This window comes from Streptococcus suis S735 (assembly GCF_000294495.1).
GTDB classification, from domain to species: Bacteria; Bacillota; Bacilli; order Lactobacillales; family Streptococcaceae; genus Streptococcus; species Streptococcus suis.
The window spans coordinates 1,237,960-1,258,074 of sequence record NC_018526.1 but is presented as its reverse complement, the minus strand read 5'-3'; the positions used below and the strand labels follow the sequence as shown (position 1 = coordinate 1,258,074).

General features: G+C 40.6%; 17 protein-coding genes, 1 tRNA gene and 1 pseudogene. 15 read left to right on the top strand and 4 right to left on the bottom strand.

Features of this window, described 5'->3' with window-relative positions:
- The first annotated feature begins 130 nt into the window (after window positions 1-130).
- The 5 genes from YYK_RS06180 (at window position 131) to ftsX (ending at window position 4,674) form a co-directional block, all read left to right on the top strand.
- A complete protein-coding gene (locus YYK_RS06180) occupies window positions 131-619 on the top strand; it encodes a VanZ family protein (protein WP_009910340.1) in 489 nt (162 codons plus the stop codon).
- A 40-nt stretch (window positions 620-659) separates the two neighbouring features.
- A complete protein-coding gene (queG, locus tag YYK_RS06175) occupies window positions 660-1,787 on the top strand; it encodes a tRNA epoxyqueuosine(34) reductase QueG (protein WP_012775233.1) in 1,128 nt (375 codons plus the stop codon).
- A gap of 34 nt (window positions 1,788-1,821) precedes the next feature.
- Window positions 1,822-2,917 (top strand): peptide chain release factor 2 gene (gene prfB / locus YYK_RS06170; protein WP_012775232.1). Its coding sequence is split into 2 segments (ribosomal slippage): window positions 1,822-1,893 and window positions 1,895-2,917, totalling 1,095 coding nucleotides; the frame shifts between segments, so codons are not numbered across the junction.
- A gap of 142 nt (window positions 2,918-3,059) precedes the next feature.
- A complete protein-coding gene (gene ftsE, locus YYK_RS06165; RefSeq protein ID WP_002936190.1) occupies window positions 3,060-3,752 on the top strand; it encodes a cell division ATP-binding protein FtsE in 693 nt (230 codons plus the stop codon).
- Complete coding sequence (gene ftsX, locus YYK_RS06160; RefSeq protein ID WP_014917275.1) at window positions 3,745-4,674, top strand: permease-like cell division protein FtsX; 930 nt, start codon at window positions 3,745-3,747, stop codon at window positions 4,672-4,674. The genes ftsE and ftsX overlap by 8 nt, the downstream gene beginning before the upstream one ends.
- A gap of 52 nt (window positions 4,675-4,726) precedes the next feature.
- Here the strand turns inward: ftsX and YYK_RS10160 are convergent, their stop codons facing one another.
- The 3 genes from YYK_RS10160 to YYK_RS06150 are packed head-to-tail and all read right to left on the bottom strand — an operon-like array spanning window position 4,727 to window position 7,490.
- Entirely contained in the window at window positions 4,727-4,879 is a 153-nt protein-coding gene (locus YYK_RS10160; protein WP_085461704.1) for a FeoB-associated Cys-rich membrane protein, read from the bottom strand.
- Window positions 4,879-7,023, bottom strand: a complete 2,145-nt coding sequence (gene feoB / locus YYK_RS06155) for a ferrous iron transport protein B (RefSeq protein WP_012027350.1) — start codon at window positions 7,021-7,023, stop codon at window positions 4,879-4,881. Before feoB ends, YYK_RS10160 begins: the two co-directional genes overlap by 1 nt.
- Window positions 7,020-7,490, bottom strand: coding sequence for a FeoA family protein (locus YYK_RS06150; RefSeq protein ID WP_012775230.1), 471 nt, complete (start codon window positions 7,488-7,490; stop codon window positions 7,020-7,022). The genes feoB and YYK_RS06150 overlap by 4 nt, the downstream gene beginning before the upstream one ends.
- A 156-nt stretch (window positions 7,491-7,646) precedes the next feature.
- Between YYK_RS06150 and YYK_RS06145 the strand changes: the two genes are divergently transcribed.
- The 7 genes and pseudogenes from YYK_RS06145 to YYK_RS06110 all read left to right on the top strand — a co-directional run bounded on the left by YYK_RS06145 (window position 7,647) and on the right by YYK_RS06110 (window position 17,055).
- A tRNA-Thr gene (locus YYK_RS06145) sits at window positions 7,647-7,719 on the top strand.
- A 469-nt stretch (window positions 7,720-8,188) separates the two neighbouring features.
- Window positions 8,189-9,916, top strand: a complete 1,728-nt coding sequence (locus tag YYK_RS06135; protein WP_014917273.1) for an ABC transporter ATP-binding protein — start codon at window positions 8,189-8,191, stop codon at window positions 9,914-9,916.
- Window positions 9,916-11,655, top strand: coding sequence for an ABC transporter ATP-binding protein (locus tag YYK_RS06130; protein WP_012027346.1), 1,740 nt, complete (start codon window positions 9,916-9,918; stop codon window positions 11,653-11,655). The genes YYK_RS06135 and YYK_RS06130 overlap by 1 nt, the downstream gene beginning before the upstream one ends.
- Window positions 11,656-11,708: 53 nt before the next feature.
- Window positions 11,709-12,424: pseudogene (locus tag YYK_RS06125) on the top strand (HAD family hydrolase).
- Between the two features lie 589 nt (window positions 12,425-13,013).
- On the top strand, window positions 13,014-14,507 hold the full coding sequence (gene sly / locus YYK_RS06120; RefSeq protein WP_012027344.1) for a cholesterol-dependent cytolysin suilysin: 1,494 nt from the start codon (window positions 13,014-13,016) through the stop codon (window positions 14,505-14,507).
- 310 nt (window positions 14,508-14,817) lie between these two features.
- Entirely contained in the window at window positions 14,818-15,519 is a 702-nt protein-coding gene (locus tag YYK_RS06115; protein ID WP_012027343.1) for an N-acetylmannosamine-6-phosphate 2-epimerase, read from the top strand.
- 27 nt (window positions 15,520-15,546) lie between these two features.
- Entirely contained in the window at window positions 15,547-17,055 is a 1,509-nt protein-coding gene (locus YYK_RS06110; RefSeq protein WP_012027342.1) for a PTS transporter subunit EIIC, read from the top strand.
- Window positions 17,056-17,158: 103 nt separating this feature from the next.
- Here YYK_RS06110 and YYK_RS06105 read toward each other — a convergent pair whose 3' ends face one another.
- A complete protein-coding gene (locus YYK_RS06105; protein ID WP_012028344.1) occupies window positions 17,159-17,971 on the bottom strand; it encodes a MurR/RpiR family transcriptional regulator in 813 nt (270 codons plus the stop codon).
- A 99-nt stretch (window positions 17,972-18,070) separates the two neighbouring features.
- On the opposite strand from YYK_RS06105, the gene ybeY reads away from it, so the two are divergent.
- Genes ybeY through era form a run of 3 tightly spaced genes read left to right on the top strand, consistent with a single transcriptional unit; the run spans window position 18,071 to window position 19,866 of the window.
- The gene (gene ybeY / locus YYK_RS06100; protein WP_002935749.1) at window positions 18,071-18,568 is read left to right on the top strand and encodes an rRNA maturation RNase YbeY; all 498 of its coding nucleotides are present in this window, start codon (window positions 18,071-18,073) and stop codon (window positions 18,566-18,568) included.
- Window positions 18,549-18,950 (top strand): diacylglycerol kinase family protein, encoded by a 402-nt coding sequence (locus YYK_RS06095; protein ID WP_012027339.1) that lies wholly within the window; start codon window positions 18,549-18,551, stop codon window positions 18,948-18,950. Before ybeY ends, YYK_RS06095 begins: the two co-directional genes overlap by 20 nt.
- 16 nt (window positions 18,951-18,966) lie before the next feature.
- Entirely contained in the window at window positions 18,967-19,866 is a 900-nt protein-coding gene (gene era / locus YYK_RS06090) for a GTPase Era (protein WP_002935752.1), read from the top strand.
- The last annotated feature ends 249 nt before the right edge of the window (window positions 19,867-20,115 follow it).

Below are 20,115 nucleotides of genomic sequence, written 5' to 3'. Positions count from 1 at the left end.
CTTCCTTTTCTGTTTTTAGTAGGCTGTAAAGTACTTGTAATATGGAACGAGCTTTGTCACAGAAGTGACATTTTATAGAACAGCATTTATGATATAATGATAAAATATGCTAGTTGAGAGGAGAATTTCTATGCAGACAAAGAAAATGAGTATGTTTTTATTTTTTGCCTATCTCCTTTTACTTACTTGGATGATTATCTTTAAGATGGACTTGAGCATCGTATATGGACGCTATGGTTATGCTAGTATAAACTTAATTCCGTTTGCAGGAACAGCGGTCTATGATGGAGTGCTGGATTTTCCAGAAATTCTATTTAATATTGTAAGTTTTATTCCCTTTGGTATTTATATGGAAATGCTATTTCGCAAGGCATCGTGGGTGACTAATCTATGTTTGATTATGTTAGTGAGTCTCTGCTTTGAGGTTCTGCAATATCTTCTTTTACTTGGGGTTGCAGATATAACTGATTTACTGGCTAACGGCTTAGGGGGAGCAATCGGTATTAATATCATGTATGTCTTGACCAGTATTTGGCGGGAGAAGGCCTATGTTCGTATGAATATTTTTTGTTTTGTGCTAACGTTTTTTGTTATATTAATAACTTATTTAGCCATGTAGGTCTTGCTAAATATATTCAAAGTTTGCTAAAATGAATATAATGAATATTAAGGAAGAGATTATTAAATTATCTCAGGAAATCGGAATCTCGAAGATTGGTTTTACAACGGCTGATGATTTTGCTTATTTGGAGAAATCACTTCGTGCTAGTCAGGAAGAGGGGCGTTCGTCAGGATTTGAACACAAGAATATTGAAGAACGTATCCGTCCCAAACTGTCGTTAGAATCTGCAAAAACTATCATTTCTATCGCGGTAGCTTATCCTCGACATTTGCCTGTCAAACCGCAGAAGACCCAATACAAACGTGGGAAGATTACCCCTAGTTCATGGGGGCTTGATTACCACTATATCTTGCAAGATAAGATGGAGCGTTTGGCACGGGGAATTGAGAAACTGACGGATGGTTTGGAATACAAGGCTATGGTAGATACAGGAGCTTTGGTGGATACAGCGGTCGCTCGTCGTGCAGGAATTGGCTTTATCGGGAAGAATGGGCTAGTCATTTCTAAGGAATTTGGTTCCTATATGTTTCTAGGAGAATTAGTGACCAACCTGGACATCGAACCAGATCAACCAGTAGATTATGATTGTGGTGATTGCAATCGCTGTGTTGCAGCCTGTCCGACGTCTTGTCTATTAGGTGACACGACCATGAATGCCCGTCGCTGTCTGTCCTTTCAGACCCAGGATAAGGGGATGATGGACTTGGAGTTTCGTAAGAAAATCAAGACGGTCATCTATGGTTGTGATATTTGCCAGATTTGTTGTCCTTACAACAAGGGAATTTCCAGTCCACCTGTGGTGGAGATTGACCCTGATTTGGCTGAGCCTGAGCTGATTCCATTCTTGGACTTGTCAAATGGACAATTCAAGGAAAAATTTGGTATGATTGCAGGTTCTTGGCGGGGGAAAAATATTCTCCAGCGTAATGCCATCATAGCCTTGGCTAATAGTAATGATCGCTCTGCCATTCCCAAACTCCTAGAAATCATCGATAAAAAACAAAATCCGGTCCACATGGCAACGGCTATCTGGGCCTTGGGGCAATTGGTCAAACAGCCCAATGATGAGATGGTTTCCTTTATCGCAGGTATTTCATCAGACAATGATGATGTCATAGCAGAGCAAGCGGCCTTTCTCAACATGGTCAAGGACTTGCAAATGTGATATAATAAAGATTATGAATAAAAATGAGGTGTATATGGATACAGCAGAAATTCGCCAAAAGATTGAAGAACTTGGCAAAAAATTAACTTCTTTTAGGGGGTCTCTTTGACTTAGAAGGTCTGGAAGAAGAGATTGCCATTCTTGAGAACAAGATGACGGAGCCAGATTTCTGGAATGATAATTTGGCAGCCCAGAAGACGTCTCAGGAGTTGAATGAATTAAAAAATACTTATGGAAATTTCCATCAGATGTTGGATTTATATGATGAATCTGAAATTTTGCTAGATTTTCTAGCAGAAGATGAGTCTGTGCGGGATGAGTTGGTTGAAAAGTTAGTGGAATTGGACAAAACCATGACTGCTTACGAAATGACCTTGCTCTTATCAGAACCCTATGATCACAATAACGCTATCTTGGAAATCCATCCAGGTTCGGGTGGTACCGAGGCACAAGACTGGGGAGAAATGCTCCTGCGGATGTATCAGCGTTATGGAAATGCCAAAGGTTTTATAGTAGAAACATTGGATTATCAAGCTGGTGATGAGGCAGGTATTAAGTCTGTGACTCTAAGCTTTACTGGTCCAAACGCCTATGGCTTGCTTAAGTCAGAAATGGGTGTTCATCGTTTGGTGCGCATCTCACCTTTTGACTCAGCTAAGCGTCGTCATACTTCCTTTACATCTGTGGAGGTAATGCCTGAGTTGGATGATACCATTGAAATTGAAATCAGAGATGATGAAGTGAAGATGGATACCTTCCGGTCAGGAGGTGCTGGTGGACAGAACGTCAATAAGGTTTCAACGGGTGTTCGATTGACGCACATTCCGACAGGGATTGTGACTCAGTCCACAGTTGACCGTACTCAGTATGGAAACCGAGACCGTGCAATGAAACTCTTGCAGGCTAAATTGTATCAATTGGAGCAGGAGAAGAAAGCGGCAGAAGTAGACTCACTTAAGGGTGACAAGAAAGAGATCACTTGGGGAAGTCAGATTCGTTCTTATGTCTTTACACCTTATACAATGGTAAAAGACCACCGTACTGGTTATGAGGTGGCTCAAGTCGATAAGGTTATGGACGGAGACTTGGACGGCTTTATAGATGCTTATTTAAAATGGCGAATTAGCTAAGAACCTGTATTTACAAGTGAAGTGCTTGTAAATAAGAGATAGTTTTTCGCTCATCAAGGAAGTTTTTTTAGAGAATACGGACTGTATTTTGAAAAAAACGTTCTCAAATCTAAAGAAAGGACTGTCTAAGACAGGAAATCCTATGGGAATAATAGAAATGAAAGACGTTTCCAAGAAATATGGAAACGGAACGACTGCCCTTCGCGGAGTATCAGTCAATGTTGAAGCGGGAGAATTTGCCTACATTGTAGGTCCTTCTGGTGCAGGTAAGTCAACCTTTATCAAACTCTTGTATCGGGAGGAAAAGCTCGATAAGGGGAGTCTAAAGGTTGGTAAGTTTGACCTTGCAAAAATTAAAAAGAGAGATGTTCCTCTTCTACGTCGTAGTGTAGGAGTGGTTTTCCAAGACTACAAACTCTTACCTAAAAAGACTGTCTTTGAAAATATTGCTTATGCGATGGAAGTTATCGGTGAGAAACCACGGAATATCAAGAAACGTGTAATGGAAGTTTTAGATTTGGTTGGTTTGAAACACAAAATTCGTTCTTTCCCAAATGAACTTTCAGGTGGTGAGCAACAGCGTATTGCTATTGCCCGTGCCATTGTAAATAATCCTAAAGTATTGATTGCTGATGAACCAACTGGTAACTTGGACCCTGAAAACTCTTGGGAAATCATGAATCTATTGGAGCGAATTAACTTACAGGGGACAACGATTTTGATGGCGACACACAATAGTCAGATTGTAAATACACTTCGTCATCGTGTTATTGCGATTGAAGATGGTCGTGTAGTACGTGATGAAGCGGAAGGAGAATATGGATACGATGAGTAATCGATTTTTTAGACACTTTATTGAGTCATTGAAGAGTTTGAAGCGAAATGGTTGGATGACGATTGCAGCCATTTCATCTGTAGCCATTACCCTTACCTTGGTTGGTCTATTTGCTTCAGTTATTTTGAACACAGCAAAGCTCGCTTCGGATTTGGAACAGAATGTACGCATCAATGTGTATTTGAGAGCGAATTCAACCGATCAAGCTGAGACGATTGTGAACGAAGCAGGAGAGACGGTAGCTAATCCAGATTATAAAAAGGTGTATAATCAGATTACAGCCTTAGAAAATGTACAATCTGTCACTTATTCAAGTAAGGATGAACAGTTACAGAAATTAACAGCTACCTTGGGAGATACTTGGAACCTATTCCAAGGAGATGCCAATCCACTTTACGATGCTTATATCATTGATACGACTGAACCGCAATATGTAAAAACTGTTGCAGCAGAGATTGCTAAAATTGATGGTGTTACAGAGGTACAGGATGGGGAAGTTGAAACGGAACGTATTTTTAAATTAGCTAATCTAGTTCGTACATGGGGATTGGCAGCAACTGGCTTATTGCTCTTTACTGCTGTTTTCTTGATTTCCAATACTATTCGAATTACCATTATTTCTCGTAGCCGTGAAATTCAGATTATGCGTCTGGTTGGTGCTAAAAACAGTTATATCCGTGGACCATTCCTCTGGGAAGGTGCCTGGGTAGGTCTCCTCGGAGCTATTTTGCCTTCTGCTTTAGTCTATTCTTTTTATAAGATGATTTATACTTCGGTAAATGCTAGTCTTGCTAGTCAAGATTTGTCTCTGATTAGTATGGATGTCTTTGTTCCAGGAATGATTGGCGCACTTTTTGTAATTGGTATTATTATTGGTTCCTTGGGATCAGTCATTTCCATGAACCGCTACTTAAAAATTTAATAGACAAGCTACATGTAAAAAGGTCTGCACAATAATGAGGCAGACCTTTTTGTTATGGATGTCTATGGTGAGAAGATTCGTTCATCTCTTGCTTAATAGTACAGTCGCAGGAACAATCTCCGCAGGATCCTTTTCCTTTGATGAGACTGCGAATCGCAAGAGAAAATAAGATGACGATGATGAGAAAGAGGATAAGTGTGGGCATTAATATTCTCCTTTTTCTAATGTTTTTAGCGTGACGATTGGAAGAGTGTTGGTTGGTTTTTTCACTAGGCTGTAGATGGCTGTGATAATTAGAAAGATAGCGATAAATGTCCAGACGGTTGGTAATTGTCCGTGGATAAGTACAAGACCAATCTGATAGATAACCAAACTACTTGCATAGGCTAAACCCGTTTGGAAACCGATAGCAATCCATGTCCACTTGGCTTCTCCCATTTCACGGTGAATGGCACCAATAGCCGCAAAACAAGGGGCACAGAGGAGATTGAAGACTAGGAAGGAGTAGGCTGATAACGCTGTATAGTCTTGTTGTAAAAGCCCCCATAGTTCGGGATTTTCTTCGGTTGTTTCTCCTAATTTATAGAGGATACCAAAGGTGGCAATGACGGTTTCCTTGGCTAAGAGACCTGTAATGGCTGCAACAGTTGCTCGCCAATTTCCGAAACCAAGTGGGGCAAAGAGGAGAGAAAAACTGTGTCCAATGGAGGCTAAGATACTCTCATCTGTTTCTACCATTTGTAAAGACCAATTATAGGAACTGCTGAACCAAATAATGATGTTGGTCACAAATATAATGGTACCAGCTCGTTTGATAAAACTAAGTGCCTTATCGAATGCATACCGGAGAACCGTACTGAGTTTTGGTAAGTGATAAGATGGTAATTCCATGATAAAGGGGCTTGCGACTCCACCAAGTTGCTTGGTCTTTTTTAGTGCCATTCCGGATAGGACGATGGCAGCCATACCGACAAAATAGGCGCTTGGAGCAATCCAAGGATTGTCAGGAAAGAAAGCACCGGCTACCAGTGAAATGATAGGAAGTTTGGCAGAACAGGGCATGAAGGTTGCTGTCATAATGGTGATTTTTCGGTCCTGTTCATTTTCAATAGTCCGGCTTGCCATGACTCCAGGAACGCCACAGCCTGTGGAAATCAACATGGGAATAAAGGATTTGCCTGATAGACCAAAACGTCTAAAAATCCTATCCATGACAAAGGCGACTCGGCTCATATAGCCGATGTCTTCCAAGATTCCCAAGCAGACGAAGAGGACGAAAATTTGTGGTACAAAACCTAGAATGGCTCCGCATCCTGCAATAATGCCATCAAGGACCAGAGATTGTAGCCAGCCAGCGATTTCAAATCGATCTAGATTTGCCTGAATAAGGCCTGGAACAAGCTCTCCGAAGAGGACATCATTCACCCAGTCAGTCCCCATTGTACCTACCGTTTGAATAGACAGGAAGTAGGTCAGCCACATGACTGCCGCAAAGATAGGGAGGGCAAGAAAACGATTGGTAACAAGTCGGTCTATGTTATCAGACAGGTTAAAAGCCTTATCGCTGTCTTTTGTGACCAGTTCTGTGATTTTCTCGATAAATTGGTAGCGTTGATTGACGATAATGGCTTCCATATCGTCTGCGTAAATTTTTTCCAAAATGGCAATGATTTCGGTCAAATCAAGCATGTCTTGTGCATTTAGTTGCAATTGGTCTAGAATGACTTGGTCTTGTTCGAGTAGCTTAATGGCGTAGAAGCGTTTTTGACGATTTGGGATGGAATCCGATAATAGGTCAATAACTTGGGCGAGGCCGGCTTCAAATTGTTTGTCATACTGAGGATAGATTGGCTCGGCTTGCTGATTGGTAATTTTTTCTACTTCATGGAGGAGCTGGGATATACCTAGCTTTTTTAGTGCACTGATAGGCTGTACAGGAACTCCCAGTTGATAGGAGAGCTGGTCGCTGTTTATTGAGCGACCTTGACTTTTCAGGGCGTCTGTCATATTGAGGGCGATAACAATAGGAAGGCCCATTTCTAATAACTGCAAGGTCAGATAGAGATTCCGTTCCAAGTTTGTTGCATCAAGGACGTTGAGGATAGCAGCTGGTTGGTCCGCTATCAAATAATCTCTGGCAACCCGTTCTTCTGGTGTGTAGGGAGACAGCGAGTAGATACCTGGTAAATCTTGAATTAGTAAATGTTTTCGCTTTTTGATCGTTCCAGATTTTCTTTCAACGGTGACTCCAGGCCAGTTACCGACACGTTGGTTGGTTCCTGTTAGGAGGTTGAAAAGAGTTGTTTTTCCGCTATTTGGATTTCCTGCAAGGGCGATGTGTTTTGTCATTTCCTCACCTCGCTTGTGATTTGAACACCAATCATTTGCGCTTCGGATTTGCGTAGTGTCAGCTCGTATCCTCTCAAGGTAGTTTCGATTGGATCGCCCAGGGGAGCGACTTTTTTGAGAAATAGCTGCGTGTTCTTTGTAAGTCCCATATCCATGAGGCGACGACGGAGTGCACCTGTTGCATAGATGTCCATAACCTTAGCTGAGCTACCAATAGGTGCCTCGGATAGATTGATTATTTCCGTAGCTGACTTTTCTGTTAAAACCAGAGATTCAATAATTTCTCTGTCTAGGGCTAGACGGCTTGCCTTGACTTGGAAAATTGCATTGGTCTTGGTTTTTGAAATGATGCGAATCTCTTCTCCGACTTTTAAACCCAAGTGTGCTAAGTGTTTACGAATATCATCTTGCGTTAGACAATCTTTGACTAAATAAGATTGTCCAACTTGAAGGTTTTGCAGTTTCATATCGTTTCCTTTGTGATTTTTATAACAATAGTATAGCACAATTCCTTAAAAGTGTCAGACAATTTTTAGGAATGACTTATTTTCTCTTTATTTTTCTCAATATTTCCAAAAAATCCATTGACTTTTTTTAGAGATATGATATACTAGTCAAGTACTGCTGGTTTAGCTCAGTCGGTAGAGCGCATCCATGGTAAGGATGAGGTCGCCGGTTCAATCCCGGCAACTAGCATCGAATACTATCGAAAGGCCTTGTTTGACAAGGTTTTTTCTTATTTTTGTCCTAAATTCGCCCTTATTGTCAAAAAATCCCTTGACATGAATGTTTATTATGGTAGAATAGGGCTTAGAAATATGAAAGGAGTAAAACAAATGAACAAGCAACTTGTCATTCAGCAAGCTATTTTTTATCATACACTCCTTTCTAAGCAGGAAAACAAAGCTCATTGATGAACTTTTGTCGTTTTTCGTGGGCTATATTTTGAAACATTGAGACAATCAAGCACTGTGGGTATGGTGTGATAAAAATTGTCGACTATGTTCAAGAGCTGGTCTATTTTTGTGGACTTACGCAAGCCTAGGTGGAGTGAGATGCTTCCCTGGGCTTTTTTGTGCGCTTAGCTTAGAAAAGTAAGGTCTATCAATTGTAGCTTATTGAATAAAGTGGCAAATGATAGGTTATGGATTTGTAAAGGAGATATATGTTTCGATTAATTTTTGACTATATCAAGCGTCATAAGTGGCTCTACCTATTGGTTGCTGTGACCTTGATTATTTATGACGCCACACTTTTGCTACCAACGCAAATCATTCAGCGGATGGTCGATATACTAACCAAGAATGAATTAACACAGGCCATATTGGTTCAGGAGATGACCTTATTGTTATTGGTAACAGTGCTGAACTATGCAACAGCCTTCATTTGGCATCTGAAATTATTTCAGGCCTCTGTCAATTTCAAGTTTGATATGCAGCAACGTGCCTTTAAAAAATTAGTGACCATGCGGACTCCATTTTATGAAAAATTCCGCTCAGGAGATGTCATGACTCGTTTTTCAACGGATGTGGATGGCCTGATGGAGATGGTGGGTTACGGTCTTATGATTGTCGTCTATGCAGGCGGTATGTTGGCTTTTATCATTCCCACGATGTTCTTTATTGATTGGAAAATTTCGCTAGTAGCTTTACTACCGATGCTGTTCATGACACTATGTATATTTTTTATCGGGAGAAAACAAGATAAGGCGATTGATGCCAATAGAGAAGCTGTAGCCCAGCTCAATAATGAAGTTTTGGAGGTCATCGAAGGCATTCGAGTGACTCGGGCTTATAGTAAAAAAGCAAATCAAAAGGCTCAATTTCAAGCTCGTACCAAGCAATTGGCTCAAGGTGGGGATCGCATCACTTCCTTGCAATCATTGTATAATCCATTAGCCACAGTCTGTTTGGGATTGTCTACTATTTTCGTACTTCTCATGGGGGCACAAGCCGTGAAAGCAGGGCAACTGACCTTGGGACAAGTAATTGCCCTTCAATTGTATGTCGGTTCGCTTTTAGAGCCGTTTTGGACACTAGCAGATTTCATCCTTGTTTATCAGACTGGTAAGACATCTTTCGAAAAACTGCAAGAGCTGATTGAGACGGGTGATGATTTGGAGGCTGATGCTTCTAAGGAAATTGCAGAGCTGTCTAGTATTTCCTTCAAAAATTATAGCTTTAGTTATCCACAGGCGGAAAGAGCCAGCCTACAGGACATCAATTGGACACTGAAAGCAGGGCAAACTGTAGGTATCGTTGGGAAAACTGGTTCGGGAAAAACGACCTTGGTTCGCCAATTCTTACGCCAGTATCCGATTGGTCAGGGAAATTTTTTCATCAATCATCAATCTATTTTAGACTTTAAACGTTCTAGTATAGAGGAAAAAATTGGCTATGTTCCACAAGAACACATTTTGTTTTCAAGGTCTGTTGGAGAAAATATTGCCCTAGGGAAAGTAGCTAGTAGCTCTGAGGAGATTGAACAAGCCATTGCCACAGCAGCTTTTAGTCAAGATTTAAAACGGATGAGTGATGGTCTTGATACCATGATTGGTGAGCGTGGTGTGTCTATTTCTGGTGGTCAGAAACAACGGATTTCCATTGCCCGTGCTTTCCTGCGAGAGCCAGATTTGCTAATTCTAGATGATTCTTTGTCGGCAGTGGATGCTAGGACAGAACGCCAGATTATCCAAAATATTCAAAAAGAACGTGCAGGCAAAACCAATGTCATCGTGACCCATCGTCTATCTGCTGTCAACCATGCAGACTGGGTACTAGTCTTGGATGAGGGGCGTATCGTTGAGGAAGGGCGTCCAGCTGATTTGCTTGCCCAAAGAGGTTGGTACTATGAACAATACCAACGACAACAAAGCCAGGAAGGAGGAGAGTAATGACTATTTTAGGTTTTTTATTAAAACAAATCCGTCGAGTCAAGTGTCTATTTATAGTAGCTGTCGGCTTCTATCTATTGGCTTCGACCATGGTTCGATTGGCTCCTCTGCTGATTCAGCAGGCGATTGATGGGCCGATTACGGATTTGAGCAAGGGTTTGCCTTTTGATGAAGCTGTTTTCTTAAACCAGTCAGTTCAATACATGGGAATGATTATTCTGGGAGCTATTGGCTTCTACTTATCTATGCGTTTACTCATGCATTGCGCCAATCGTATTGCTGAAAATCTACGTAATCAAGCCTACGATGTTATGCAACGGTTGCCTATTTCTTATTTTGATGATAAGCCCGCTGGAAAAATTGCAACTAGAATTGTCAATGATACAGAAACTCTGCGGACACAATTTTATGGGACCTTAGTTAATGCCTTTAACAATATTGTTCGTTTGCTCTTTACATACGGTGTCCTATTTTATATGAATAGGAGTCTTGGTTGGCTGATGTTACTCTTGATACCACTCTATATCGGTATTCAATTTGCTTACAAGAAAATGACAGACAAGCCGATGAAGGATTTTTATGATGCAAGGAGTGACGTCAATACGCAGGTGAATGAGACCATGAATGGTGCAAGTTTGATTCAACTTTTTGGACAAGAAGAGCGCATCATGAAAGAATTTGAAGTGACTGCTGACAAGATGCGTCGGGCAGATAATAAGATTATCTGGGCCCAGTCTCTTGCCACGTGGAATCTGAGTGGTTTTCTGCAAAATTTGGTCATTGCTGCGATTTTAACGGTAGTCGGCTATCAATTTCTTGCGGGACAGGATGGAGTTACAGCTGGGAAACTCTTTGTTTATGTCAACTATATCGAAGGAGTCTTCATTGCTTTGGGAGCGCTGGTTCAACAGTTCCCAAATATGCTTCGCTCGTTTGAAACAGGTAAGCGTCTAATGGCCCTTCTAGAAGAAGAGCTGGAGGACGACTGTGATCGTATTTTGGAAGTTGAACAAGGGCAAGTCGTGTTTGAACACGTGAACTTTAGCTATGAAGAAAACAGACCAGTTTTGAAAGATATTACCATTCGAGCAGAAAAAGGAGAAACAGTTGCTCTGGTTGGGCATACTGGGTCTGGTAAGTCTTCTATTATGAATCTCCTCTATCGTTTCTATGATCCACAGGAGGGATGTGTACTGATTGATGGGAAAAACATCCGTGATTATTCTCGTGAAAGCCTGCGCAGTCACATGGGGATTGTTTTGCAAGATCCCTATCTCTTTACAGGGACGATTGCCAGCAATGTTTCCATGAATGAAGAGGAAGCAGATAGAACAAGAATCATGCAGGCGCTAGAAAAAGTTGGTGCAGGGCCTATGCTATCTCGCTTAGAGAAAGGGATTGATGAACCGGTTGTTGAGAAGGGGGCGGCCTTTTCAAGTGGGGAACGTCAATTGATTGCCTTTGCGCGGACACTCTACTCTGATCCTAAAATTCTGATATTGGATGAAGCAACTTCTCATATTGATACGGAGACGGAAGAAATTATCCAACATGCCATGGAAGTGGTGAAAGAAGGTCGGACAACCTTTATTATTGCTCACCGACTTTCTACCATTCAAAATGCAGACCAGATTCTTGTCTTAGATCAAGGTCGAATTATTGAACATGGGAAGCATGAAGAATTGGTTGCACGTGGTGGAGTATATGCTCAAATGCATGAGATTCAAGCAAAGGTGTAATAAGCAGTTAAAAATTCCAAGCTTTTGCTGGAATTTTTTGCTATAATTGACTCATGAAAGCCTTAATTTTTGATGTAGATGATACGCTTTATGATCAGATTCAACCGTTTGAACGTGCTTTGGAAAGACACATTGAAGTAGCAAGGGAGCAAATTGAACCACTCTACCTTTCCTTTCGCAGATATGCGGATGAAGTATTTGAAGCGACAGCAATTGGAAAGATGAGTTTGAAAGACAGTCATATTTATCGGATGAAACATGCTTTGGCAGATTTTGGGTATCAGGTGTCTGATGCAACAGCCTTAGCTATTCAAATAGATTATGATTATTTTCAAGGGCAGATAGAGCTCAGTCCAGTGTTTCCAGAAATATTTTCGTGGTGTCAGGTGCAAGGAATTGCAATGGGGATTATTACGAATGGACCTTATAGACATCAGTTGAGAAAGATACGCACGATGGGGTTAGTTAATTGGTTTGAGCTAGAACATGTCCTTATTTCTGGACAAGTTGGTATCACAAAGCCAAATCCTGCTATTTTTCAACTAATGGAAGAACGTTTGGGGATGTCAGGCGAAGATATTTGTTATCTAGGGTAGGGGATTCGTTTGAAAATGACATCATCGGGGCAAAAACAGCTGGTTGGCAAGCGGTCTGGTTTAATCACAGAAAACGGTCAGAGCCAGAAAGTTCCTTTCAGGCAGATTATATGATTGACGAATGGTTCAATCTGGATTCCCTTATCAAAAACATCATAAAGCCGATTGGATAAATAAAATGGAATAACTCTCCTAACAAGTTTTTAATAGGATTAGAAGCTAGTCGGGGGAGTTTTTGTGTTCAAAAAGAGGAGGTATAGTCATTTAGTTTATCTTTAATTACTTCGACGCAAGAGGAAACTCCGTTTTCTTATTTCCTACTTCAAACACTCCACTGGATTGTTTGAACTCGCTTTGCCGTACTCCACGAAAGTGACTTGCTTCGCATGTCTTATTTCCAACCTAGAACAGCCTCTAGGCTGTTCTAGCAACCTGCAGCTCGTTGCCTTGTACTAAAAGCGAACTAAACAACTATAATATCTGGTTATCATTGCAAATATTTATAAGTGATAATGTGTATAAAAAACTGACAGAAATTCAGAAAAAACAGAAAATGAATAGGTTGTTTACAGAAATATTCCGGAAATTGTTGGAAAAACAACAAATAGAGAGGCGTAATCTGTTTTTTGTCTGTTTTTCATCTCAAGGAGTCTTGACAACTTATCTAAAAAGGTGCAGAATGAACTCGCAAACGTTTGTTTTTTTAATACCATTTTTTATGTCTATTCATTTCATTAGTGAAAACATGAAAGGATAAAACTTATGAGAAAAAGTTCGCACTTGATTTTAAGCTCAATAGTCAGTTTGGCACTCGTAGGGGTCACACCATTGAGTGTTCTTGCAGATTCCAAACAAGATATTAATCAGTATTTTCAAAGCTTGACTTACGAGCCACAAGAGATTCTTACAAATGAGGGAGAATACATTGATAATCCGCCAGCAACAACTGGTATGTTAGAAAACGGACGTTTTGTAGTACTTCGCAGAGAAAAGAAGAATATTACGAACAATAGTGCAGATATTGCTGTTATTGATGCTAAGGCTGCAAATATTTATCCAGGTGCTTTATTGCGTGCTGACCAAAATCTTCTGGATAATAATCCAACGCTTATCAGTATTGCGCGGGGAGATCTGACGCTTAGTTTGAATTTACCTGGTTTGGCCAATGGGGATAGCCACACTGTTGTAAATTCTCCAACAAGAAGTACTGTTCGAACAGGGGTGAATAACCTTCTGTCTAAATGGAATAATACGTATGCTGGAGAGTATGGCAATACCCAAGCAGAGCTTCAATATGATGAAACAATGGCATACAGTATGTCACAATTGAAAACGAAGTTCGGAACCTCTTTTGAAAAAATTGCTGTACCATTAGATATCAATTTTGATGCCGTGAATTCGGGTGAAAAACAGGTTCAGATTGTTAACTTTAAACAAATTTATTATACAGTTAGTGTTGATGAACCAGAATCTCCAAGCAAGCTTTTTGCAGAAGGGACAACTGTAGAAGATTTGAAACGAAATGGGATAACAGATGAGGTACCTCCTGTTTATGTTTCCAGCGTTTCTTATGGACGCTCTATGTTCATCAAGTTAGAAACTAGCAGTAGGAGTACCCAAGTTCAAGCCGCATTTAAAGCAGCCATCAAAGGCGTTGATATTAGTGGCAATGCTGAGTATCAAGACATTCTGAAAAATACTTCATTCTCTGCTTATATTTTTGGTGGGGATGCAGGTAGCGCGGCTACTGTTGTGAGCGGAAATATTGAAACACTGAAGAAGATTATTGAAGAAGGTGCAAGATACGGAAAACTCAATCCAGGTGTTCCGATTTCGTATTCAACCAACTTTGTCAAAGACAATAGACCTGCTCAGATTTTGAGCAATTCAGAGTACATAGAAACAACTTCAACAGTCCATAATAGCAGTGCATTGACATTGGATCATTCAGGTGCTTATGTTGCGAAATACAACATTACTTGGGAAGAAGTATCTTACAATGAAGCTGGAGAAGAAGTTTGGGAACCAAAAGCTTGGGATAAGAATGGTGTAAATCTGACCTCACACTGGAGTGAAACCATTCAAATTCCAGGAAATGCTCGCAATCTTCATGTCAATATTCAAGAATGTACAGGATTAGCATGGGAGTGGTGGAGAACAGTTTATGACAAAGATTTACCACTTGTTGGTCAACGTAAAATAACCATCTGGGGAACAACGTTATACCCACAGTATGCGGATGAGGTGATAGAGTAATCTGGCAATGTATTATACTCTCTTAGCCACAGAGGCTAGGAGCTAAACACTATTCGTCAGAAACTTATCACAAGAAAATGGTATTAAAATAAGGATTCTATTCAAATTTTGGGTAGAATCTTTTATATTTTCCTAAAAACTACTTTTAGGTATGAGAACTCGTTCTGAAACTATTTTCAGGATTTTTTGTATTTCTACAAAAATCGAAATTACATTCTAAATAAAAAGAGGTTATTGAAAAAATAATAATATACTATATAATAAACAATGTAAGCGCTATCTCTAGTATGGAGCAGAAAGGAATGACATAATGGGCACTATTAGTAAGACAGATTTAAAGCAACAAATTAAGGATGGAATTATCGTTTCCTGTCAGGCTTTGCCAGGCGAACCTCTGTATAGGGAAGAAGGCGGTATTATGCCTTTACTAGTCAAGGCTGCCCAAGAAGCAGGGGCTGTCGGTATTCGGGCCAATAGTGTACGAGATATTAAGGAGATAAAAGAAGTAACTACTTTACCAATTATCGGAATTATCAAGCGAGACTATCCTCCACAAGAGCCCTTTATTACGGCTACGATGCGAGAAGTAGACGAGTTAGCAGCTCTAGATATTGAAGTCATTGCTCTTGATTGTACCAAGCGTGAGCGTTATGACGGACTCGATATTGTTGATTTCATTAAGCAAATCAAGGAAAAATACCCCGAACAACTTTTTATGGCAGATATTTCAACCTTTGAGGAAGGATTAACTGCTTATGAAGCAGGCATCGATTTCATTGGGACAACACTTTCGGGGTATACATCCTATAGTAGGCAGGAGGAGGGACCGGATATTGAATTGGTTGACCGCTTGTGCCGAGCAGGTATCGATGTGATAGCGGAAGGAAAAATACACTATCCTGACCAAGTAAAAATTATTCATGATTTAGGTGTGGCAGGAATTGTTGTAGGCGGTGCGATCACACGTCCAAAGGAAATCGCAGAGCGGTTTATTAGTGCTTTACATAAATAATAAATAGGTTATAGAAAGGAATGGAGTATGAATTTTAAGAAGTTTTCTCAGCTAGGTCAGGCCTTTATGCTGCCAATCTCAATTTTGCCTGTTGCTGGTCTCTTACTGGGAATTGGAGGCGCTTTATCAAATAGTAATGCTGTAGCACAATTTCCTGTATTGGATCAAGCGTGGTTGCAAGCTGTATTCACTATCATGAGTACGGCAGGTAGTGCGGTATTTGCGAATTTAGCATTGATTTTTGCAATTGGTGTTGCTGTAGGTTTGGCAGATGCTGATAAGGGGACTGCTGGCCTATCTGCTGGGGTTGCATACTTGGTTTATACGGCTACTATTAGTGGATTTTTAACTCTTTTTGCTGATAAGGGAGCAAGCATTGATACTGGAGTTTTGGGCGCTTTAGCGATTGGTATCACTGTTGCAACTTTACACAATAAATATCGAAAAATTGAATTACCAGCCTTTCTTGGTTTCTTCGGGGGCTCTCGTTTTATTCCAATTATTTCATCATTTGCAGCAATTGCGATTGGCTCCATTTTTTATATAATTTGGCCACCGATTCAGAATTTATTAGTTGATTTTGGTAAGGCAATAGCAGAGATGGGAAGTTTTGGAACCTTCTTATATGGTTTTGGATTGCGTTTGACAGGTGCATTTGGCTTGCACCATACCATCTATCCAATGTTTTGGTATACTTCATTAGGTGGAAGTGAAGTGGTAGCAGGTGAGACGATCCAAGGTGCGCAAAATATTTTCTTTGCTCAATTAGCAGATGCGAATCACACAGGCTTATTTACTTATGGAACTCGATTTTTTGCTGGTCGATTTGCAACGATGATTTTTGGTCTACCAGCATCTTGTTTGGCTATGTATCACGCAATTCCTAAGGAAAATCGTAAGAAGGTAGGCAGTTTTTATTCAAGTAGTGCATTAACTTCCCTATTGACAGGAATTACTGAACCAATCGAATTTTCTTTCTTGTTTGTTGCTCCATGGCTATATGTTGTTCACGCATTTTTAGATGGACTATCATTCTTAGTCGCAGATCTCCTGCAAATTCGTATTGGGAACTCATTTTCTGGTGGGCTTATTGATTACTTGATTTTTGGTGTTTTCCAAGGAAATGACAAAACCAATTGGATTTACGTGATTCCTGTTGGCTTGCTTTGGGCAGCAGTTTATTATCTAGTTTTCAAATTTTTAGTAACCAAATTTCACGTGCTAGTTCCTGGTATGGAAAGCAGTGACCAAGCATCACATTCGGAAAAAGTTTTATCAAACGGTTCTAGTCTTCGTGATAATGCAATTGCTATCATCGATGCTCTTGGTGGAGCAGATAATATTGAGAATGTGACTGCCTGTGCGACTCGATTAAGAGTATCGCTCAGAAATAGTGGTCTTGTGGATAAGGGAGTTATTCAGTCTATAGGTGCAACGGCTGTTTTGGATGTAAAAGGAGGAATACAGGCTATTTTCGGAGGTAAGGCTATTCTGTATAGCCAAGAAATCAATCAAATTCTTGGTCTTGAAGAATAGAGTTATATTTAAGCGAATTAAAAGCATTCAAACTGTACCTATCGGGTATTTTTGAATGCTTTTTGTTTTATTAAGATTGTTGTGAAATAGAAAGACGGATGAATTATTCTCTAATGGTTTGCTTGAAAATATTCTCTTTTTTCTCCTTGTCAATAGCTAAAAAATAGGCGTAGATAATATCTAGCATGATGAGCAGGGGGATTTGGGGTGAGATACGATTGCCGTAATTGAGGTGGCGGACAGAGGCGACAGGAATGATTTGGTCAAAAGTCGGATGGGGAAAACTCCTAGTTGTTAACAGGGCGGTAGGAATCCCCTTTTGAGCAGCCAGCTGGAGATGCTCCATGACCTCTTCTGTCTGACCAGACAGAGAAAGACCGATAACCAGGCAACTATCATCCAGAATATTGGTAGTCCAGATGAGATTGTTTTCATCAGTAATTGCATCACAGACTACACCCAGTCGCATAAAGCGGGATTTGATTTCCATTGCAACCAAACCAGAACTGCCGATTCCGTAAAAATAGACACGCTTGCTACTGTCAATCAGTTTGGCAATCTCTTCTAATTTTTCCTCATCTACCAGTTTATTGGTAGCAGTTAGGATTTCCTCATAGTCTACCAAGACTTTTTTTGTTAGGCTCCGCTGTAATTTTTCAAAATGTTTATCCAAGTATTGTTGGTTATTCTGAAAGGCAAAGACAAATTCTCGATAACCGGAAAATCCACATTTTTTGGCAAAACGGGTAAGAGCAGATGGAGAAATGTGGAGTTGCTGTATAGTGTTTTCTTGGCTAAGATCGGCGCTAGATGGGTCTAACTGAGTAAAATAACTGGCAATCTGCTTTTCAAGTCTAGTCATCTGATCCAGATGAGACTCAATGATGGCAGTAATGTGTTTCGGTGTTTGTAACATTTTCCATTCCTCTGATAGCTTCTGAGGACATTATACCACTAAAAAACCCTCATTGATAGGTTTTATGATATAATGGAAACGTAAAAGGAATGTAAGATTATGTATATTGAAATGATTGATGAAACAGGGCAGGTTTCTGCTCAAATGCAGGAGCAGATTACGGAATTGCTCCAGTTTGCTGCCGAAAAAATTGGCAAGCAGAATAAGGAAATGGCTGTGACCTTTGTGGACAATAAGCGTGTCCATGAGGTTAACTTGGAGTACCGAGGAATTGACCGTCCGACAGATGTTGTCAGTTTAGAATATAAGCCAGAGTCGGAGATTGTTTTTGATGAGGAAGACTTACTGGACAATCCTGAATTGGCTGAAATGATGGAAGATTTCGATGCCTATATTGGTGAATTGTATATTTCTATCGATAAGGCACGTGAGCAAGCTGAAGATTATGGTCATAGCTACGAGCGCGAAATGGGCTTTTTAGCTGTACACGGTTTTCTGCATATCAATGGCTATGATCATTATACGCCAGAAGAAGAAGCAGAAATGTTTGGTTTACAAGAAGAAATTTTGACGGCCTATGGACTTACAAGAGAATAATTCAAAAAATCGCTGGAAAAACCGAGAATTGATTGCTAGTCTAGAATTTGCAGTAACAGGTTTGTTGACAGCTTTCAAGGAAGAACGCAATATGAAGAAGCACCTGGCTTCAGCTGTCCTTGTTGTGCTTGCGGGACTTATTTTCCAAGTATCTGTGACAGAATGGCTCTTCCTCTTGCTCAGTATTAGTCTAGTTATCGCTTTTGAAATTGTGAATTCGGCTATTGAGAATGTGGTGGATTTGGCGTCAGACTATCATTTTTCTATGTTGGCAAAGAATGCAAAAGATATGGCAGCAGGGGCAGTCTTGTTTGTGTCAGGATTTGCCTTGTTGACAGGATTGATTATCTTTGTGCCGAAAATTTGGGACTTTATTTTTTAGAATATAAGGAGAATACATGACATTTAAGTCAGGTTTTGTGGCGATTTTAGGTCGTCCAAATGTTGGGAAATCAACATTTCTCAACTATGTAATGGGGCAGAAAATTGCCATCATGAGCGACAAGGCTCAAACCACCCGTAACAAGATTATGGGCATTTATACGACAGAAGAAGAGCAGATTGTCTTCATTGACACACCAGGAATCCACAAGCCTAAGACAGCCTTGGGTGACTTTATGGTGGAATCTGCCTATAGCACCCTTCGTGAAGTGGATACGGTCCTCTTTATGGTGCCAGCCGATGAAAAGCGAGGCAAGGGTGACGACATGATTATGGAACGCCTTAAACAGGCCAAGGTTCCAGTCATTTTAGTGGTTAACAAAATTGACAAGGTCCACCCAGACCAGCTTTTGGAACAGATTGATGATTTCCGTCAACAGATGGACTTCAAGGAAATTGTGCCAATTTCTGCTACCCAAGGGAACAATGTCAACCGACTCATGGAAATTCTCAAGGAAAACCTGGACGAAGGCTTCCAGTATTTCCCGGCGGACCAAATCACTGACCACCCAGAACGTTTCTTGGTATCTGAGATGATTCGGGAGAAGGTTCTACACCTGACTCGTGAGGAAATTCCGCACTCTGTGGCCGTTGTCATCGAGTCCATGAAACGTGATGAATTTACCGACAAGGTCCACATTCGCGCTACGATTATGGTAGAGCGTGATAGCCAGAAAGGCATCATCATCGGTAAGCAAGGAGCCATGCTCAAGAAAATCGGCTCCATGGCTCGTCGTGATATTGAACTCATGCTAGGTGACAAGGTCTTCCTCGAAACCTGGGTCAAGGTCAAGAAAAACTGGCGAGACAAAAAACTCGACCTCGCCGACTTTGGTTATAATGAGAAAGAGTATTAAAAACGTCCGGGGGACGTTTTTAACCCGAGCTTGGAAACTAGAGAGCGAGGAAGTTCGAGGGAGTGAAACAGTCTGTGAATAGACTGTTTCAGCTGGTCACATAGAAATGTTAAAGTGGCCATTTGAAAAAACCGAGCTTGAAAACTAGAGGGCGAGGTAGTTCGGGGGAGTGAAACAATCTAGGAATAGACTGTTTCAGCAGGTCACATAGGAATGTGAAAGTGACCATTTGAAAACCCGATCTTAGAA

Excerpts from the sequence above, each read along its gene's own strand:
- queG (WP_012775233.1), top strand. The coding sequence starts at position 660 with ATGAATATTAAGGAAGAGATTATTAAATTATCTCAGGAAATCGGAATC.
- era (WP_002935752.1), top strand. The coding sequence starts at position 18,967 with ATGACATTTAAGTCAGGTTTTGTGGCGATTTTAGGTCGTCCAAATGTT.
- YYK_RS06180 (WP_009910340.1), top strand. The coding sequence starts at position 131 with ATGCAGACAAAGAAAATGAGTATGTTTTTATTTTTTGCCTATCTCCTT.
- YYK_RS06130 (WP_012027346.1), top strand. The coding sequence starts at position 9,916 with ATGACTATTTTAGGTTTTTTATTAAAACAAATCCGTCGAGTCAAGTGT.
- YYK_RS06105 (WP_012028344.1), bottom strand. The coding sequence starts at position 17,971 with ATGTTACAAACACCGAAACACATTACTGCCATCATTGAGTCTCATCTG.
- ftsX (WP_014917275.1), top strand. The coding sequence starts at position 3,745 with ATGAGTAATCGATTTTTTAGACACTTTATTGAGTCATTGAAGAGTTTG.
- YYK_RS10160 (WP_085461704.1), bottom strand. The coding sequence starts at position 4,879 with ATGCCCACACTTATCCTCTTTCTCATCATCGTCATCTTATTTTCTCTT.
- YYK_RS06115 (WP_012027343.1), top strand. The coding sequence starts at position 14,818 with ATGGGCACTATTAGTAAGACAGATTTAAAGCAACAAATTAAGGATGGA.
- YYK_RS06150 (WP_012775230.1), bottom strand. The coding sequence starts at position 7,490 with ATGAAACTGCAAAACCTTCAAGTTGGACAATCTTATTTAGTCAAAGAT.
- YYK_RS06095 (WP_012027339.1), top strand. The coding sequence starts at position 18,549 with ATGGACTTACAAGAGAATAATTCAAAAAATCGCTGGAAAAACCGAGAA.
- feoB (WP_012027350.1), bottom strand. The coding sequence starts at position 7,023 with ATGACAAAACACATCGCCCTTGCAGGAAATCCAAATAGCGGAAAAACA.
- YYK_RS06135 (WP_014917273.1), top strand. The coding sequence starts at position 8,189 with ATGTTTCGATTAATTTTTGACTATATCAAGCGTCATAAGTGGCTCTAC.
- sly (WP_012027344.1), top strand. The coding sequence starts at position 13,014 with ATGAGAAAAAGTTCGCACTTGATTTTAAGCTCAATAGTCAGTTTGGCA.
- ftsE (WP_002936190.1), top strand. The coding sequence starts at position 3,060 with ATGGGAATAATAGAAATGAAAGACGTTTCCAAGAAATATGGAAACGGA.
- ybeY (WP_002935749.1), top strand. The coding sequence starts at position 18,071 with ATGTATATTGAAATGATTGATGAAACAGGGCAGGTTTCTGCTCAAATG.
- YYK_RS06110 (WP_012027342.1), top strand. The coding sequence starts at position 15,547 with ATGAATTTTAAGAAGTTTTCTCAGCTAGGTCAGGCCTTTATGCTGCCA.